The 19,914-nt window shown below is 44.2% G+C and carries 12 protein-coding genes and 1 pseudogene; 6 read left to right on the plus strand and 7 right to left on the minus strand.

Features of this window, described 5'->3' with window-relative positions; genetic code table 11:
- Positions 1 to 198: 198 nt before the first annotated feature.
- Positions 199 to 2,739 (minus strand): annotated as a pseudogene (gyrA, locus tag AC55NX_RS09925) (DNA topoisomerase (ATP-hydrolyzing) subunit A); the annotation flags it as partial.
- A 383-nt stretch (positions 2,740 to 3,122) separates the two neighbouring features.
- On the opposite strand from gyrA, the gene ubiG reads away from it, so the two are divergent.
- The 4 genes from ubiG (at position 3,123) to yfaE (ending at position 8,051) form a co-directional block, all read left to right on the plus strand.
- Positions 3,123 to 3,830 (plus strand): bifunctional 2-polyprenyl-6-hydroxyphenol methylase/3-demethylubiquinol 3-O-methyltransferase UbiG, encoded by a 708-nt coding sequence (ubiG, locus tag AC55NX_RS09930; RefSeq protein ID WP_496995586.1) that lies wholly within the window; start codon positions 3,123 to 3,125, stop codon positions 3,828 to 3,830.
- A gap of 427 nt (positions 3,831 to 4,257) precedes the next feature.
- Complete coding sequence (nrdA, locus tag AC55NX_RS09935) at positions 4,258 to 6,546, plus strand: class 1a ribonucleoside-diphosphate reductase subunit alpha (RefSeq protein WP_496995587.1); 2,289 nt, start codon at positions 4,258 to 4,260, stop codon at positions 6,544 to 6,546.
- 87 nt (positions 6,547 to 6,633) lie between these two features.
- The gene (gene nrdB / locus AC55NX_RS09940; protein WP_496995588.1) at positions 6,634 to 7,767 is read left to right on the plus strand and encodes a class Ia ribonucleoside-diphosphate reductase subunit beta; all 1,134 of its coding nucleotides are present in this window, start codon (positions 6,634 to 6,636) and stop codon (positions 7,765 to 7,767) included.
- Positions 7,768 to 7,769: 2 nt separating this feature from the next.
- Positions 7,770 to 8,051, plus strand: a complete 282-nt coding sequence (yfaE, locus tag AC55NX_RS09945) for a class I ribonucleotide reductase maintenance protein YfaE (RefSeq protein ID WP_496995589.1) — start codon at positions 7,770 to 7,772, stop codon at positions 8,049 to 8,051.
- A gap of 58 nt (positions 8,052 to 8,109) precedes the next feature.
- Here yfaE and AC55NX_RS09950 read toward each other — a convergent pair whose 3' ends face one another.
- On the minus strand, positions 8,110 to 8,388 hold the full coding sequence (locus tag AC55NX_RS09950; protein ID WP_496995590.1) for a hypothetical protein: 279 nt from the start codon (positions 8,386 to 8,388) through the stop codon (positions 8,110 to 8,112).
- A gap of 271 nt (positions 8,389 to 8,659) precedes the next feature.
- On the minus strand, positions 8,660 to 9,895 hold the full coding sequence (locus tag AC55NX_RS09955; protein WP_496995591.1) for a molybdopterin-binding protein: 1,236 nt from the start codon (positions 9,893 to 9,895) through the stop codon (positions 8,660 to 8,662).
- A gap of 291 nt (positions 9,896 to 10,186) precedes the next feature.
- Between AC55NX_RS09955 and AC55NX_RS09960 the strand changes: the two genes are divergently transcribed.
- Together AC55NX_RS09960 and AC55NX_RS09965 are read left to right on the plus strand one after the other, a co-directional pair.
- Positions 10,187 to 10,711, plus strand: a complete 525-nt coding sequence (locus tag AC55NX_RS09960; RefSeq protein WP_496995592.1) for a glycine cleavage system transcriptional repressor — start codon at positions 10,187 to 10,189, stop codon at positions 10,709 to 10,711.
- A 231-nt stretch (positions 10,712 to 10,942) separates the two neighbouring features.
- Complete coding sequence (locus AC55NX_RS09965; RefSeq protein ID WP_496995593.1) at positions 10,943 to 12,550, plus strand: methyl-accepting chemotaxis protein; 1,608 nt, start codon at positions 10,943 to 10,945, stop codon at positions 12,548 to 12,550.
- A 103-nt stretch (positions 12,551 to 12,653) separates the two neighbouring features.
- Here the strand turns inward: AC55NX_RS09965 and nspC are convergent, their stop codons facing one another.
- The 4 genes from nspC to nhaA all read right to left on the minus strand — a co-directional run bounded on the left by nspC (position 12,654) and on the right by nhaA (position 19,816).
- On the minus strand, positions 12,654 to 13,787 hold the full coding sequence (gene nspC / locus AC55NX_RS09970) for a carboxynorspermidine decarboxylase (RefSeq protein ID WP_496995594.1): 1,134 nt from the start codon (positions 13,785 to 13,787) through the stop codon (positions 12,654 to 12,656).
- Between the two features lie 194 nt (positions 13,788 to 13,981).
- Positions 13,982 to 15,226 carry a carboxynorspermidine synthase gene (locus AC55NX_RS09975; protein WP_496995595.1) on the minus strand — a complete coding sequence of 415 codons (1,245 nt, stop codon included), beginning with the start codon at positions 15,224 to 15,226 and terminating at the stop codon, positions 13,982 to 13,984.
- Between the two features lie 16 nt (positions 15,227 to 15,242).
- Positions 15,243 to 18,131: a pyridoxal phosphate-dependent class III aminotransferase gene (locus AC55NX_RS09980; RefSeq protein ID WP_496995596.1), complete on the minus strand. Its 2,889-nt coding sequence runs from the start codon at positions 18,129 to 18,131 to the stop codon at positions 15,243 to 15,245.
- Positions 18,132 to 18,640: 509 nt separating this feature from the next.
- Entirely contained in the window at positions 18,641 to 19,816 is a 1,176-nt protein-coding gene (nhaA, locus tag AC55NX_RS09985; protein ID WP_496995597.1) for a Na+/H+ antiporter NhaA, read from the minus strand.
- Positions 19,817 to 19,914: the final 98 nt, after the last annotated feature.

Genomic DNA, 19,914 nt, shown 5'->3' on the forward strand with positions numbered 1-19,914 from the left:
GCTGTTTGCCCGGTTTTTTCATCAGCGTTGTCACTGATAACTGATATTTGTCTGAACTAATCGTCAGAGTTAATCATCAGACAGATCTTCCTCATCTGAGCTATCCCCTTCATTTGGAGATAACGGCTCTGATGACGAGGACGGCGCCTCAGTTGTACCATCGGTTAAAACACTCTCAGATTCGATGTCGTCGATGTTAATGTCTGCATCTTCAACTTCTTCGATTCGCTGGAGACCGACAACTTTTTCGTCCTCTGATGTGCGAATCAGTGTAACACCCTGGGTATTACGGCCAACCTGACTCACCTCTCCAACACGAGTCCGAACCAATGTTCCAGCATTAGTGATCATCATAAATTCATCACCGCTGTCCACCTGTACAGCTCCGACAACACAACCGTTACGCTCAGACACTTTGATAGAAACAACCCCTTGTGTCGCCCGGCCCTTCGTCGGATATTCATTCAAATCAGTCCGCTTACCGTAACCATTTTCGGTGACGGTAAGAATATCGCCCTGTTCAGAAGGAACAATCAGAGATACAACTTGGTCGTTTTCAGCTAGCTTCATGCCTCGCACACCGGATGCCGTTCTGCCCATGGCCCGAACATGCTGTTCATTAAACCGGACGACTTTCCCTGCTTTCGAGAACAACATAATCTCACTGTTCCCATCAGTAATATCGACACCGATCAATGAATCGTCGTCACGCAAGTTCACAGCAATCAAACCGTTGGAGCGAACATTGGCAAACTGATCAAGTGGCGTTTTCTTCACCGTCCCATCACCGGTTGCCATAAAGATAAATTTATCTTCAGCGTATTCAGCAACCCGAAGAATTGCAGTAATCCGTTCATTTTCTTCCAGCGGAAGAATATTATTGATTGGCTTCCCTCGGGCAGTCCGAGTCGCATGAGGTAACTGGTACACTTTGAGACGATAAGTTTTACCACGCGTCGAGAAGCACAGAATATTATCGTGTGTATTGGCCACTAACAGACGTTCGATATAATCTTCATCTTTCATCTTCGTGGCACTTTTGCCCTTACCACCACGACGCTGTGACTCATAATCACTCAATGACTGATACTTCACATATCTTTCATGAGATAAGGTCACAACAACATCTTCACGCGCAATCAGCTCTTCCAGATCAATATCATGTGAGGCTGCAGTAATTTCTGTCAGACGCTGATCACCGAAGCCGCTTCTGATCGCTTCCAGTTCTTCCCGGATGACTTCCATGAGACGTTCAGTGCTAGACAAAATCAGCATTAATTCAGAGATTTCATCCAGTAAAGCCTTGTACTCATCTAGAATCTTTTCATGCTCAAGACCAGTCAGTCGGTGCAGTCTTAACTCAAGAATCGCTTGTGCCTGCTGTTCAGTCAGGAAATACAGCCCGTCATGGATTCCATATTGTGGTTCCAGCCAGTCAGGTCGAGCAGTATCGACCCCCGCACGTTCCAGCATCGCTGCAACATTGCCGAGAGACCAACCACGCGCCAATAGACCCGCTTTTGCTTCTGCCGGTGTTGGCGCACGACGAATCAGTTCAATAATGTCATCGATATTCGCCAGTGCAAGTGCCAGACCTTCGAGGATGTGGGCACGATCCCGCGCTTTACGTAATTCGAAAATTGTACGGCGAGTCACCACTTCACGGCGGTGATCAACAAAACACTTTAACAGCTCTTTGAGGTTAAACAGTTTTGGTTGTCCATTATCGAGAGCAACCATGTTGATGCCGAATGTTGTTTGCAACTGAGTCTGGGAATACAGATTGTTCAGTACAACCTCGCCGACAGCATCACGCTTACATTCGATAACGATACGCATCCCGTCTTTATCAGACTCATCACGCAGTGCACTGATACCTTCGACCTTTTTATCTTTGACCAGCTCTGCGATCTTCTCGATCAGACGTGCTTTATTGACCTGATAAGGAATCTCAGTAACAACAATGGTTTCCCGACCATTCTTATCATCAGTTTCAATATCCGCTTTTGAACGCAGATAAATTTTTCCCCGACCGGTCTTGTAGGCATCAATAATACCCTTTCGTCCGCTAATCATTGCAGCGGTTGGGAAATCCGGACCGGGAATATACTCGATCAGTTCATCGATCGTAATATCTTCATTATCAATGAAGGCAAGACATCCATCGATCACTTCCCCTAAATTATGGGGTGGAATGTTGGTCGCCATACCAACCGCAATCCCGGAAGAACCATTGATCAACAGATTAGGTACTTTGGTTGGTAATACGGCTGGAATTTGCTCGGTATCATCGTAGTTTGAGACGTAATCAACAGTTTCTTTATCCAGATCGGCAAGTAACTCATGGGCAATTTTGGCCATCCGAACTTCGGTATAACGCATTGCTGCCGCAGAATCACCATCAATTGAGCCAAAGTTTCCCTGACCATCGACCAGCATATAACGAAGTGAAAACGGTTGTGCCATCCGTACAATCGTGTCGTAGACGGCACTATCACCATGGGGGTGATACTTACCGATCACATCTCCGACAACACGAGCCGATTTTTTATAGGGTTTATTCCAATCATTCCCCAACACGCTCATTGCGTATAGTACCCGACGGTGCACTGGTTTAAGTCCGTCACGTGCATCAGGAAGTGCCCGACCTACAATGACCGACATTGCATAGTCTAGGTATGAACCTCTCAGCTCATCTTCTATACTGACAGGCGTGATCTCTTTAGCTAGATCGCTCATAGAGCCATTGTCCCTCTATAGTTTGATCGTATATTCGATACGTATAAGACCGGAAAATATAACACAGGTTTTGCTACTTCGGCATCACTTTCCCTCTCCTTTTCTCAGCTTGTTACATTGGTCGCGAATTAACTGCCTATATTTTACTCACTTCTTCAAGAGTCATTGATTCATCAGTGCATTTTTTCGACACATGACAAAATCAAGTTTTTACAACCATCAGTATATTAGCGAGCCTAAACCCATTGATTAAATGAATAGATTGTAAATATTCCTTGTTTCAGAGACTGAAACTTTCGGGGTCATTGCATTTCTGTATAATACGATGAGCAAAACGGCACATCGCGATTGCGACAATGTAGATATCAACAACGGATCTGAAAATGACAGCACAGAATGTGGACCCGAAAGAAATTCAAAAGTTTGAAGATATGGCTTCCCGATGGTGGGATCTGGAAGGAGAGTTTAAACCACTACATCAAATCAACCCACTTCGGCTAGATTATGTCTTGCAACAATCAAACGGACTATTCGGTAAACAAGTTCTGGATGTCGGATGCGGTGGCGGTATTCTTGCTGAGAGTATGGCGCGCGAAGGAGCAACTGTCACAGGCCTCGATATGGGAAAAGAACCATTGGAAGTTGCACGACTCCATGCATTGGAAAGCCATTTACAAATTGATTATGTGCAGAGAACCATTGAAGAACATGCACAACAACACCCAGCCGCTTATGATGTGGTCACATGTATGGAAATGATCGAGCATGTCCCGGAACCCCAATCGATTATTCAGGCGTGCGCCCGACTGGTGAAACCCGGCGGACATGTGTTCTTTTCAACACTGAACCGTAACTTGAAATCCTATCTATTTGCGATTGTCGGCGCAGAGAAATTGTTGAAGATAGTACCGGAAGGCACACATGATCATGAGAAATTTATTCGACCTTCAGAGTTATTCCGAATGATTGATCAGACACCACTGCAAGAGCGAGGGATCACGGGGCTACACTACAATCCCTTGACTCAAACCTATCGTCTCGGTCATCGCGTCGATGTCAACTATATTGTGCACACAACATTACCTGAATAATGTCATCTCTATTCTCTATATTAAGTCCGTGCATTAGCTTGCTGATGCACAGCTTTTATACATATTGATGAAATTAACACCAGGCATTTGAACTGATCATCTGTCTCTAAAGATCAAGCTGTTTTTTTTTCATTTTAGTGGAACTTCACTCAAATATATATTCCCTGTTTTTACCATTCTCTTGTAAACACAGGTTCTCAGTAAGCAGCTACTAACAAAAAAATTTCATGCGATGGTTATCCACAAGATGTCCCCTGATAACAAACTTGAAATCAGCCTGTAATAGCACTATCTTGTAATCCGCAAGGTACGAAGACCCTATATATTGTGTTTGACGCATAATGTTATTTATATCAAATAAGCAAGGCCCTAAATCTAAAATAATTCATAGTCGGTCTTATCAGTTTTGTTAGGGAAATAAAGCAGAATGAACCAACAACTCACAGTTACGAAGCGCGATGGACGTAAAGAGCAAATCGATCTAGATAAGATCCATCGGGTTATCGCATGGGCAGCTGAAGGGCTGCAAAATGTATCGGTTTCACAAGTTGAACTCCGAGCTCATATCCAGTTTTATGACGGCATCACCACTTCCGACATTCACGAGACACTGATTAAATCTGCAGCCGATCTAATCTCTGAAGATTCGCCGGATTATCAATATCTTGCCGCCAGACTTGCTGTATTCCATCTGAGGAAAAAAGCATACGGCCAATATGAGCCGCCGACATTATTCGATCATGTCAAGAAACTGGTTGAACTCGGCAAATATGATCGTCATCTCATCGAAGACTATACACAAGCAGAGTGGATCGAACTGGGCAACTATATCGATCATCGCCGCGATCTGAATTTCTCTTATGCGGCCGTCAAGCAGCTGGAAGGTAAGTATTTCGTTCAAAACCGAGTTACCGGACAAATCTATGAGAGTGCACAATTCCTGTACATTCTGGTCGCAGCCTGTCTGTTTGCCAAATATCCTCAGGAAACTCGCCTGAGCTATGTCAAACGTTTCTACGATGCAACATCACTGTTTCAGATCTCTTTACCGACACCGATTATGTCGGGTGTCCGTACACCGACACGCCAATTCAGCTCCTGTGTTTTGATCGAGTGTGGTGACAGTCTCGACTCAATCAATGCAACAGCAAGTTCTATCGTCCGTTACGTCTCACAACGTGCAGGCATTGGTATCAATGCGGGTCGTATTCGTGCGCTGGGTTCTGAAATCCGTGGCGGAGAAGCATTTCACACCGGTTGTATCCCTTTCTATAAATACTTCCAGACCGCTGTTAAATGTTGCTCTCAAGGGGGGGTTCGTGGTGGTGCAGCAACAGTCTTTTATCCGCTGTGGCATCGCGAAGCACAATCGCTGCTGGTCCTCAAAAATAACCGTGGTGTTGAAGAAAACCGGGTTCGCCATATGGACTACGGTGTGCAACTCAATAAGCTCATGTATACACGTCTGGTACAGGGTAGCAATATTTCACTGTTCTCCCCTTCTGACGTGCCGGGGCTTTACGATGCGTTCTTCCAAGATCAGGCGGAATTTGAGCGTTTGTATGTCCAGTATGAAAATGACGCATCGATCAAGAGAGAAACCGTTAAAGCGGTTGAGCTATTTACACTGCTGATGCAGGAGCGAGCTTCTACTGGACGTATCTATATCCAAAACGTTGATCACTGCAACACTCATAGCCCGTTTGATGCAAGCGTTGCTCCGGTTCGCCAATCAAATCTATGTCTTGAAATTGCACTGCCAACCAAGCCATTAAACAATGTTGAAGATGACGAAGGTGAAATTGCTCTGTGTACGCTGTCAGCATTCAACTTAGGTGCAATTCAGTCTCTGGATGACTTTGAAGATCTCTCTGATCTTGTTGTACGCGCACTGGATGCCCTGCTTGACTATCAGGATTACCCGCTCCCTGCTGCACGTAAAGCGACCATGAATCGCCGGACGCTGGGTATCGGTGTAATCAACTATGCCTACTATCTGGCAAAAAATGGGGTCAAATATTCAGACAGTAGTGCCAATGCCCTGACTCACCGTACTTTTGAAGCTATGCAATACTATTTGTTAAAAGCATCGATGAAATTGGCGAAAGAGCAAGGCCGCTGCCCTGCCTTCAATGAAACCAACTATGCGAAAGGCCTCATGCCGATTGATACCTACAAAAAAGATATCGATCAACTTTGTGCAGAACCATTGCATTATGATTGGGACCAACTTCGTGCCGATGTCATGGAATATGGTTTGAGAAACTCAACTCTGACGGCACTGATGCCTTCAGAAACATCTTCTCAGATTTCAAATGCAACCAATGGGATTGAGCCGCCACGCGGTTATATCTCAGTCAAAGCGTCCAAAGACGGTATTTTGAAGCAGGTTGTCCCTGAGTTTACCGAGTTGAAATCTAACTACGAGCTCTTGTGGGATATCGGTTCGAATGAAGGTTATCTGCATCTTGTCAGTATCATGCAGAAATTTATCGACCAATCTATTTCTGCAAATACAAACTATGACCCGACGCGTTACGAGAGTGGCAGAGTGCCGATGAAGCAACTGCTTCAAGATCTACTGACTGCTTATAAATTTGGCGTGAAAACCCTGTATTATCACAATACGAGAGATGGCGCGAAAGACGATCAGAAAGATGGTACTTCATTAATCGCTGAAGATGATGATTGTGCCGGTGGCGCCTGTAAGATTTAATGCGCATACCGTATAGACTTTTTTCTGTCAACATATACCAGTTTTACACCCTCTCTAAGCGAGAGGGTGAAACAGATTGAGGCAACTATGGCTTACAGCACTTTTACACAAAAAAAGAACAACCAGCTCAAAGAACCGATGTTTCTTGGTCAACCTGTAAACGTGGCACGTTATGACCAACAAAAATATGAGATCTTCGAAAAGTTAATCGAGAAACAGCTCTCTTTCTTCTGGCGTCCCGAAGAAGTCGATGTATCGACGGATCGAATCAACTACAACAATCTGCCGGATCATGAAAAACATATTTTCATCTCCAATCTGAAATATCAGACTTTGCTCGACTCTATTCAGGGGCGCAGTCCGAACGTTGCACTGCTTCCTCTGGTGTCACTCCCTGAGTTGGAGACATGGATTGAAACCTGGTCTTTCTCTGAAACGATTCACTCTCGTTCATACACACATATTATCCGTAATATCGTCAATGACCCCGCAGCAGTTTTTGATGATATTGTTGAAAATGAACACATCATTAAGCGCGCCGGCGACATTGCCCATTACTATGATGAACTGATCAAACTGACCAACGACTATCATCGTTATGGTGAAGGCAAGCACGAGATTAATAATCAGACTGTTGTTGTCAGCCTGCATGAGTTAAAGAAAAAACTCTATTTGTGCCTGATGTCAGTCAACGCTCTTGAAGCGATTCGTTTCTACGTCAGCTTTGCCTGCTCTTTTGCGTTTGCTGAACGAGAGCTGATGGAAGGCAATGCCAAAATTATCAAGTTGATTGCCCGCGATGAGGCCCTGCATCTGACTGGTACGCAGCATATGCTTAATCTGCTGCGTAATGGTCAGGATGATTTCTCATTCATTCAAATTGCAGAAGAGTGCAGGCAAGAATGTTTTGACCTGTTCAAAACCGCGGCCGAGCAAGAGAAAGAATGGGCAGAATATCTGTTCAAAGATGGCTCAATGATTGGTCTGAACAAAGATATTCTCTGTCAGTATGTCGAATATATAACCAATATCCGTATGCAGGCTGTCGGGCTGGAAACGGCTTATCCGGGCGCAGTTAATAACCCGATTCCCTGGATTAATGCTTGGTTATCCTCAGACAATGTTCAGGTTGCCCCTCAGGAAGCAGAGATCAGCTCATATCTGGTCGGCCAGATTGATAATCAAGTCAATCTCGATGACTTTGAAGGGTTTGAGCTGTAATTATGCCAACCATCAAAATCAATCAGACACTCATGATTGAATCCAATGGCTCCGAAACATTACTTGAGACCATGGAAAATGCCGGACTGAATGTTGAATATAATTGCAGAGACGGGCACTGTGGTGCCTGTCGATGTAAGTTATCTGCTGGGTCAGTTGAGTACGTGGGTTTTGCGATCGCGTATACCCAGTCTGATGAGATCTTACCTTGTATTTGCCGGGCAAGCGGTGAACAAATAGAACTTCAGGATGTTCATTACGAGCATAAAGTGAAACGAGCCTAGCCGATTGCCATCAAATTAATCTGATGTTTGTCATACGGCTATGGCTGATTTCTAGTCGCTATAGCCGAGCCTCCGTTTTTCCGGATTCGACAAGCCGCTGTGCTTTCCCCAATAACTGATCGGCGGTCAACATTGAAATCGCTTTATCAGCAATCTTACGGCCATCATCTCCAAATAATGAGATATGATAACCCAAATCACTCATTAAGCCGTTTTCCGTCGGTGTATCCAACCAAAGCGAAACCAGTTTATCACTCATATCCTGATATGCTTCCCCCAAAACAACTTGTTGACTTGCAACCTTGTACCAAACAAGAATCTTTGAATGACTCTGCATGTCAGCCTCCTGCCGTATCAGCTCCACGAGATTTTAGTTTAGCGTGAATAGGACACCCTTGGGTATAGCCATTTTTGAGGGAATGAGGAAACACTTAAGAAATCATCGGATTAAACATTAGACAATTTACGCATAAAGAATAATCAGATTTTCTTTGAAATTATAAGGTGGCAATTCAAAGTATTATCCCCCTATCAAATGTGACGACGAACATGATATGGGGGAAATACACGCCGGAGTAAAATCAGACTCCCGGATCTAATGAATTGATTTATAAGGATGTTGCCGGAATATAAATCTGTTTTTCTGACAGGGTCGATGAATACTTGCCAAAGACTGGTTTTGAGGATAGATAACGCAACAACATATCCGCTGCAATCGTACCGATCAAAATTTTCCGCTCATCAGCGCGATAATCTCGTTTGAATTTCAACTGCTGTGCCCATTCGCCTTCAGAAGAAGATAGCGCCAGCGTGAAGCCATCCTCGCGAAACTCCCCGGTCACGAGAGCCAGTTCTGTTTCACTCTTCTCTTTGGTAGCACTGGCTAATGCCAATACAGCAGAAACCGGATCTTGAGCAGACATCTTGCCGGAGACTTTCGGGCTCAGCACCCAACTACTTCCACATTGTTCAAAGATGACATCATCACTAAACAGCCAATCCACCAGCCAGCCTCGTGTTGACTGCTCGGCAATTGCCAGTGTTTTACCACTGTCATGCATGATTTGTGAGAGTTGGGCAAGCATCGGCTGATCAATACTGACAGTCCACTCGGACACGAGGTTAAAAATTTCTTCCATTAAACGATACATTTCATTGTCCTGCCCCGCAGGCCCGAACAATTTGACTTCAATAAAAGGAAGGTAAGCACGAAAGCCCAGCAGATACTCATCGGACAGTTCAACCTGACGGAGTAAGTCTTCTAAAACAGACTCGGACGAACCTAATGTGTATAAACGATGGCAGACCAAATCAGAGGCATTCGGAAAGTGTCGGTTTAAATCCGGCAGTACTTGCTCGCTGATCATTTTTTGAAATTCTGAAGGGACACCGGGGGTGAAATAACAAAGGCAGCCATGAATTTCAACTTTAAACCCACAAGCCGTTCCTATGGGATTATCCAAGACCGTTGCATGTTCCGGTAACATCGCTTGCTTAATATTACTGTCAGACATAACCAAGTTACGCTGAACGAAACGAGCTTTCATTGTTTCAAGCCAGTCGGGAAACAACACCAACTGCTGCTCAGCCGCTTCTGCTGCCACTTCAGCAGAAAGATCGTCACTGGTCGGTCCCAAACCACCATTGACGATCAAAACATCTGAATTTAAAGCCAGCATTAGAATTTCATCACGCAACACCTGACGGTTATCGCCAGCGGTTGAACGCTTTGTCAGTGGGTAGCCTTGTTCAAAGAACAGACTGGATAACCATGTTGCATTCGTATCCTGAATATCACCATGGAGCACTTCTTCACCGGTACTAAGCATCGCAACTTTTAGCATAACTAAAACCTTTCATTCAGTCCAAATCCCCTAGGCGCGAAAGAGGTGCTTCCCTTATTCTCTAGCCCAGAAACTTACTTCTTTACATCATACAATACACGAGAGGAAAAGACTTGTTATTCTCCGTCTCATTTGCTTTGATTTCAACCTGATAGATGTTTAACCACCCATTCGGGCGCAATCGAACAAAAGATCAGATCTAATTAACAAAACTGTAAAACATTCAGCTAATCACACCACCTCAGCCTAAAATAATAGTATCAGCCAGTAGACTTGGTAAGGAGAAACCGGATGACTCACCTATTTATTGTCAGCTTCATCGGTGATGCTGCACCAGCGGATATCCACCATCTAGCCGCGATTACCCATGAAAATGGCGGACAATGGATAACTAGTAAAATCAATTACTTAGAAAATCGTGTTGCAGCGTTAATCAAAATTTCAGCGCCTGAAGAAACTGAAATGTATATTAAAGATGCCTTTTTGTCACAGCCCAACTTATCAACGATGATTACCGACTGCGAGCCACACGATACCGAACAAAAAAAAGAATATAACTTGAGAATAGACGCTAACGATAGAGCTGGCATCGTTAATGAAATCACTCATCTACTCGATAGCCAGCGAATTAGAGTATTAGACATGAATTGCCAACGCATATTTATTTCTGACAGTCACGGAGTCAATTCCAGTTTATTTACGGCACATATTTCCCTGCGTTTACCCGAGACATTATTAATCGATGATATTATCAGTGAGTTGGAATCTCTCAGTGAAGATACTCAAGTCATGATCGATAGCTCATCAATGCGCTAATTTGATGCAACAATATAAATATATGAAAATACTTATGATTATATTCTAAAAATAAAATCCAAGTCGCAAAAAATATTATTGTCAGTTACATATTTATATGATCTAATCTGCAAAACAACTGCTTGTTATTGCGGACATACTTGTATGGACCATTATGAAATATAATAGTGAATAATATTGTTGAAATAATAATATACAAGCACCTTTTGTAGATGCTTCGAGGTAAACGTCATGTCAATGCTAAGAAATATGAAAGTCAGCCGAAAACTAGCCTGTCTAGTGTTAGTCGCTATTGTCGGTTTTGTTATATTACTCGTGATCGCAAATCAAACATTAGAAAGGAACTTACTCAATGAAAAAAAACAACGTCTTTCAGCTGTAATTGAATCCGTCATTTCTCAAATTGCTCACCTTGACCAAACACTTCCTAAAGAAGAAGCACAAAAACAGGCAAAAATATTATTGAATGCGACTCGATTTGACGGGGATAATTATTTGTTCACGTTAAATAAATCACGGTATATCATCGACCACCCAATGAAACCGGAGCTCAATGGTAAACAGATGGGGCAAGCCAATAACCCTGACGATAAACGCTGGTTTGAATTTGTCGAAGCCGGTCAGAAAAAAGGCGGTGATATGGTTCTTTACCGCTTTGAAGGTGAAAATGGTGAACTAGCCGATAAAATTTCCTATCTAAATGGTTATGAGCCTTGGGACTGGATTATCGGCTCAGGAATGCTCGTTTCTGATATTGATCATGAAAAATCCTCATTATTACTCAAAATGGGGCTGTCCACGCTCCTAATTGTCGCTGGTATGATTTTACTCGGAACAATAATTGCCCGGGCGATTATTGTCCCTTTGGATCAAATAAAAAATACAATGCATCATATTGTGAATGGCGATATGACCGTTGAGATTCCAATTATGGGCAAAGATGAGATTGGTATTCTTGCCCAACGCATTAATGAAAGTATTAGCTCTATCCGGGCAGCGTTATACGAATCAGTAAAGTCAGCGAAGCAGCTTTCTGAAGCAGCGAATCGAATTGCAACATCTGCTGAAGATACCAGTCAAGCCGTCAGTTCCCAGAAAGATCAGCTCACCCAAATCGCAACGGCAATGAATGAGATGAGCGCAACCGTTGCCGAGGTTGCTAACCACGCAGAGTCAACCGCTAAAGACACCGCTGAAGCAAGTCAAGAGGCCGGGCTTGGCGATCAGGATGTCTCATCAAGCGTCGAGAGTATCAAGTCTCTGTCTCAAGAGCTGGAAGTGGCTTCCGATCGGGTCAATAAACTCAAAGAAGGCGTGATGGAAATCAGTGAAGTGACTTCAGTCATTAGCGGAATTTCCGAGCAAACGAACCTACTGGCGCTGAATGCTGCGATAGAAGCAGCCCGAGCCGGAGAACAAGGACGTGGATTTGCAGTCGTTGCCGATGAAGTCCGTAATCTGGCGAGTCGTACCAACCAATCCACAGAAGAGATTCAGAGTACCATTAATCGGCTGCAACAGTTGGCGGTCAGCACGGCTGATGCAATGCAGAAGAGTCAAGATCTGGCTTACAATAGTGTTCAATGCGCGGAAGGTTCCGGTAGCGACCTAAAATTAATTGTCACTCATATTCAGCATATTAGTGATAAATCCGCCCAAATCGCTACAGCTGCCGAAGAGCAAAGTGCTGTTGCCGAAGAGATGAACCGAAATATCTCCGGCATCAATGACGCGGCTCAAGAGATGTCCGAGTCAGCAACCACGCTTGCCAAAGAAAGTGAACGTTTAGCCAGTATGTCCCAACAATTGGATGATAAACTGATGATGTTCAAACTGTAATACCTTTCTGACACCGTTTAACAGGCACTTTAAAATAAGAAATCCCCCAATGGTTGGTATGCCACCATTGGGGGATTATTTTATATCACTGAATGTGCAGGCCTTATTGCACAGACCACTGAGATAATGAACGTTTAAAATCAGCGTAGTCAAACTCATTGAGTTTTTGTACTTCACCATTGACACGTTCACAATAGACAGAAGGCATCCGCAACCCATTAAACCAGTTGAGTTTCACCATCGTATACCCGGCACTATCCATCAAATGGAGTTTTTGGCCAATCTCAAGCGGCTGATCGAATTTTGCGATACAAAATTGGTCCCCTGCCAAGCATGAACAAGAACCAATGACATATTCATGTTCGCCATTTTGACTGCTCTCGTATACTGAAGCCGGCTCATTGTAGATTAAGGTATCCAAACGATGCGCTTCTGTTGCAGAATCAACAATCGCTGTAGTCATCTCATTCTCAACAATATCGACAACAGACACGACCAGATCGGTTGTGCGAGTGATAATGGCTTCTCCCGGTTCAAGATATAACTGGACATTGTGTTTCTCAGCAAATGCTTTTAAAGCCATACCGAGTTTTTCAACATCGTATCCCGGCCAAGTAAAGAACACACCGCCGCCAAGGCTGACCCAATCGAGTCGATCCAGATAGGAACCGAACTGTGTTGAAATCGCGTCTAACAGGTGGATGAATGCATCGACATCTTTATTCTCACAGTTCATGTGGAACATGACACCATCGATAGATTCAAACACACTCGGATCAAGATGATCAGCCTGGACACCTAATCGAGAGAACTGGCGAGCCGGATCCGCTAAATCCTGGCCGGCATAACTCACGCCGGGATTCAAACGCAGCCCTAACGATGCTTTCCCTTCAACCAGATGACGATACGCCACTAATTGTGACTGTGAATTAAAAATCATTTTATCGCAGATATCTGCGACCGCTTTGACATCATCTTCACTATAACCGACGCTATAAGCATGAGTCTCACCACCAAATGTCTCATAGCCCAGCTTGACTTCGTAAGGACCTGAGCTGGTCGTGCCATCCAGATATGGTTTGATAATATCAAACACCCCCCATGTGGAAAAACACTTGAGAGCAAGTACTAATTTCACACCGGAAATATCTTTGAGTTGTTTGGCGATTTCAAGATTGTGAATCAGTTTAGACTCATCAATCATAAAATAAGGTGTTTTTAATTCATTCTTTTGCATGACTCACTTACCGATTGATCATGTTTACCATATACGCATGTGGACGTTCATCTCTCAGCGACATCAATCACGCCACTCAACATTCATGAAGAACCACATTCAGTACGGTGATAGGTTAAAAAACAGCCATAGCATCATATGCTACGGCTGCTGGATATGTATTAATCTCGTCATTTCGACGAACGAAATACCAATTATTTCAGGATTTGGATGTCAGGCTGACCGACTTCGAGTTCCTGCATATCCCAATTCAAGCCAATGCCTGGCATGGTCTCGAGAAACGGATCCGGATCCAACTGTTCCATATTGAAAACACCGGGCTCAGCCCATTGTTGACGGAAGAACTGAATCGCTGCTGTAATGGCAGGAACACCCGTTGTATAAGAAATCGCCTGATGCTCAACATCATGATAAGCAACTTCATGATCCGCGATGTTATAGAGGAAAACACTCCGCGCTTTGCCGTCTTTTTGACCTTGAACCCAAGTCCCGATACAGGTTTTACCCGTATAGCCCGGAGCCAAAGACGTCGGATCCGGTAATAGTGCTTTGAGGACATGCAAAGGCTGAACTTCTCGGCCATCAGGTAAGGTCAACGGATCAGGACTTAACAAACCAATATCTCGCATCACATTAAAGTAATTCAGATAACGATCACCGAATCCCATCCAAAACTCGATACGTTTTGCCGGAATGAACTCTTTCATAGAACGCACTTCATCGTGAGCCATCGAGTAAACTTTATGTTTACCGACCACCGGAAAATCAAACTCATGCATTCGAGTATGACAACCGACCTGTTTCCATTCGTTGTCATCCCAGTAAAATGAATCGCCCTGAATTTCTAACATATTGGTTTCAGGATCAAAATTGGTCGCAAATTTCTTACCGTGATCGCCCGCATTGACATCCATGACGTCAATGCTGTCAATCTCATCAAACAGATGTTTGACCGCATAAGCGGCAAAGACACTCACTACACCGGGATCAAAACCAGCACCGAGAATACCGGTAATACCGGCTTCTTTAAACTTGTCACGATATCCCCATTGCCAATCATAGGCTTCAGGGACCTGCTGACCTTCAGAACAGAGATCAACTGCAACCGAAGTATCCAAATAGGACACTTTCGCCCGATAACAGGCTTCCATGACATGAATGTTGACCCACGGGGGGCCAACATTGATCACTAAATCAGGCTGAACCTCGTGAATCAACGCAACTAAAGCGTCAATATCGTCTGCGTTAACTTCACGAGCTTCTAACTTCTTTTGCGAGTTTTTCAGGTTTCCTTTGCGACGTACAGATTCAATAATCTTTTCGCACTTTGCGATTGTTCGAGATGCAATCGTAATATCACCTAAAATATCGTTGTTCTGAGCTGCCTTATGTGCGACAACCCAACCAACACCTCCTGCTCCAATTTGTAAAATTGACATAGTCCTATTACCTTAATTATCCGACTAGTTCATGAATTAGCTGTGTAATCTTCTCCATTAACGATTCAAAATCGTTGATGTCTAAACATGGATTCAAAATGGTCAGTTTCAAAGCCGTTTGACCGTTCACCACTGTCTCACCAAGCACCGCAACTCCGCGAGTCAATGCTTCAATACGCACTTGCTGATTCAACTTATCGAGATCAGTGACCGCTGGGTGTACAGCACGGAATAAAACCGTAGATAATGATGGCTGAGATAACAATTCATATCCCGGAGCATCATCAATTAACTGCGCGACCTGTTGTGTCTGTTGGATTAAGTGATCGTACATTTCTCCCAACGCGGCCGGTCCGACGCTTTGCATGGTCATATAGACTTTTAACGCATCAAAACGTCTGGTTGTTGACAGTGATTTATCAACTAAATTCGGCAATGTGTCATGTTCCCGGTTCAAATAGTCCGCATGATGCAACAGATATTTCAAATCAGCTTTGTTGTTGACCAGGAATGCACCACAACTGATTGTTTGATAAAATAATTTATGAAAATCGACTGTAATCGAACGGGCACGTTCAATCCCATTTAAACGATCAGCATGACGACTCAGGATCAGCGCACCGCCATAGGCACTGTCAACATGCATCCATAAGTCATGCTGCTCAGCGACGTCTGCAATGGTATTTAAATCGTCAATTGCACCATGATCCGTGGTTCCTGCCGTACCGACCACCGCAAACGGAATCAAACCTTCAGCCTTCGCCTGCTCAACGACACCTGCAAGTTTAGAGGCATCCATCGTCCCATTTGGCAAAGAATCAACCGTCAATACTGCTTTCTCACCCAATCCCATCCAAGAAGCAGCCTTTTGCACCGTGAAGTGCGCATTCTTGGAACAGACAATCCGCAATTTATCAGCATAGTCAGGTAAGCCAAGTTTTTGAATTGAATGATTGCTTAATTTGTCAGCAATCCAATCACGTGCCAGTTGCAAGCCCATTTGGTTGCTTTGCGTACCGCCACTGGTAAAGACACCGTCAGATGAGTCTTCTAACCGGAACTTGCTACACATCCAGTCAATCACGCACTGTTCCACATAAGTTGCCGCAGATGACTGATCCCATGAGTCCATTGACTGATTCAAGGCACCGATCATCGACTCTGCCGCAACAGAGGCTAACAGCGGTGGTGTATGCAAATGCGCAATACAGTTCGGATGCTGTACAATAATCGAATTCGCACCGACTAATTTGGCCGTATCGGAAATCACATCGGTCAGCAGCGCATTTTTATGATCTAAATCGACTGCATAAATCGCTTGTTCCAGCTGTGAAGGTTCCATACCGGAATAAGGCGCCTGTACCGCTTCAAAAATCGATTTCATTGCAGCAGTCGTGTGATTCATGACTTTGGTAAATTGCTCGCTGCCCTGATATCCGGTCTGAATAAAATGTTTTTTCCATTCAGCTTGATGCGGCGCTTCAGGCGACTTCACGCCACCACCAGCAACTAAAATTGCTTCTTCTAAGACACGCAGAGCAAAATCAATCTGTTCGTAAGAAATAATAACCGGTGGCAGAAAACGAATCACAGACCCTTCACGACCGCCTTTCTCGACCATCAGGCCTCTTTCCAAAGCCGCGCGTTGAATTCTCAGCGTCAGGGCACCATCAGCTTTCGGTTCACCGAATTTATTCAGACCGCCTTGAGGATCTTTGATCTCAACGCCCAACATCAATCCTTTACCGCGAACTTCGGCAATACAGTTAACGCGGCTTTGAATTTTCTCCAGCCCCATCCGTAAATATTGGCCGGCAATATTGGCGTGCTCGACTAAGTTATCACGCTGAATGATTTCAAGCGCTTTTGCACCGGAGACCATTGCCAGTTGGTTACCACGGAATGTTCCGGTATGCTCACCGGCACGCCATGTATCGACTTCTTTTTTGAACACTAACAGCGACATTGGTAATCCACCACCAATGGCTTTCGACAGACACAGAATATCCGGAATGATACCTGCTTCTTCAAAGGCAAAGTTGTAGCCGGTTTTACCCACACCACACTGCACTTCATCAAAAATCAGTAAGATACCGTGCTCATCACAAATACGACGGAGTTCACGTAGCCAGAATGCAGGCGCAGGAATTACACCACCTTCCCCTTGAACAGGTTCGACAATGATCCCTGCCGGTTTCATGATACCCGCTTCATCATCGCCGAGCAGACGTTCAATGTAACGAATACTGGCACGCGCGCCCTCTTCACCACCAAGACCAAACGGGCAGCGAATGTTATAAGGAAACGGCATAAAATGTACATCAGACATCAAACCGGTCCGACGGGCTTTGGTATTTAAATTCCCCATCATTCCCATCGTACCGTTCGTCATACCATGGTACGCCCCACGGAATGCAAACATGGTATTACGACCCGTCGTTTGTTTGGCTAGCTTGATTGCAGCTTCTACGGCATCAGCGCCGGAAGGGCCACAAAACTGAATCGCACAGTTCGATCCCAGTTCTTCCGGGAGAAATGCTCGAACTTGCTTAATAAAATGATCTTTCGCTGGTGTTGTCATATCCAGCGTTTGGTAAGGCAGTCCTGAATCTAACTGCTCTTTTAATGCCTGATTGATTTCCGGATGATTATATCCGAGCACCAGAGTTCCGGCACCGGCAAGACAGTCGAGAAAAACCTGACCACGTGTATCTTCAACCAGAAGGCCATAAGCTTGTTTAATCGCAATTGGCAAACGGCGGGGATACGAACGGACCTCAGATTCGTACTTCTCTTGATCTAAAAGTACCTGATCCGGTGTTAAGTCATAAACACCCTTTACGTCAGGTATTTGTGATGAAAAAATTGGTGACATATTTTGATTGACTTCAAAGGCAGTACTCATCTGCGCCCCCTCAGGAAAAACGCCCATCTTTAAGGAACAAAAATATCAATAATAAGGATGGGTAATAGCAACCGGCCTCTTACATCATCTGGGCAATCGGATATATACGACAGATGTGTTTAGAGACACAATAAATAAAGTGGAAAATCAGCGATTGCTGGGTATCAAGGTTCAGTAATGCTACTGTCTTGTTGGACAGGGCACTGAGGAAGAACAAAGCTGATTAATGAAGATAAAATATATGGTTTCAATGTTGGGTTTCCCATTTTGATGCCGCTCCCACGACTAGAGTATCCCGTCTATCAACAAAAGGACTTGCTGATACCTACCCTACGTAATGACACAATCAGCCTGAATGTTCACTACGCGTATCCCCCAGAAAGTGATATTCACTCCGAGATTGTCGCGAAATCTAACATACAACGGACACGACTTGCAATTATTTTCTCTGAACAATCCTCTAAAAAAATACGAGGGCAAAGCCCTCGTATGTAACTGTTATTTTTTGATTAAAGCTCATCGGAAACGGTGGCTTTTTCTGTTTTTTCAGCTGGCAGAGCAAGCCTCAATAAAATATAACCGAGTATTGCTGCAACCGTTGACCCCATTAAGATCCCTAACCTTGCGTAAGTATCTAATGCTTCAGCAATTTCACCAAACGCCAGCGAAGAGATAAAGATCGACATGGTAAAGCCAATACCACACAGCACGGACACTGCAAATATTTGTTTGAGTTGCACGCCTCGCGGTAATTTTGCCACGCCTAATTTCAGCGCACCGTAGCAGAAACTAAACACACCGAGCGGTTTACCCAGCAAGAGTCCTAATGCCACTCCGACAGGAACTGGGTTGCTCAATACCTCACTGGAAATTGCGTCCATCGGAATGCCGGCATTGGCAAACGCAAAGATAGGCAAAATAATGAAAGACACATAGGGATGTAACCAGTGCTCCAGTTGCTTTAATGGCGATGATTGTCCCTCTTTTCCTTTCAGAGGAATTGAGAAACCAAGAACCACACCGGCAAGCGTTGCATGGACACCTGATTTCAGCACGGCAACCCAGAGAATTGCACCGATGATCAGATAAGGTGTCAGATGGGTGACGCGTTTATAGCTCATGAGCACCAGAACTGCGGTCATGGCTAAACCAACAGAGAGCGCCAGTGTCGAAAGATCACTGTTATAAAACAGCGCAATAATCACGATGACTCCTAAATCATCGATAATCGCCAGTGCCAATAGGAAAACTTTTAAACTGACTGGCACCCGGTTCCCCAATAACGCCATCACTCCTAAAGCAAATGCAATATCAGTCGCTGCGGGAATTGCCCAGCCTTGAATCGCTAATGCATCACCTTGGTTGAAAAAAACGTAAATTAAGGCAGGAACAAGCATTCCCCCAACGGCACCAATGGCAGGAAACATAGCCGTTTCTTTTTTCTTTAGTGCCCCGACAAACAGCTCTCGTTTGACTTCCAGTCCAATCAGCAGAAAAAACACCGCCATTAATCCATCGTTTATCCAGTGGCGCATTGATAAACCCACTAACTTGATATGTAGAACTTCCTCATATAATCCTTGTAGTGACGAGTTTGCGACCCACATTGCTAAAATAGAGGCGAATATCAGCATCACCCCACTGCTTGATTCCATGCTGAAGAATTTCCGGATCATTTGCGTCATTCGAAGGCTCCTGATTCAAACTATTTTTGAAACATACATATAACGATTTTAACAATCAATTGGAATATATAAAAATCGATTCTAATGATAGTTCACTT

The sequence above is a fragment of the Vibrio rubrogenes genome (assembly GCF_059641415.1).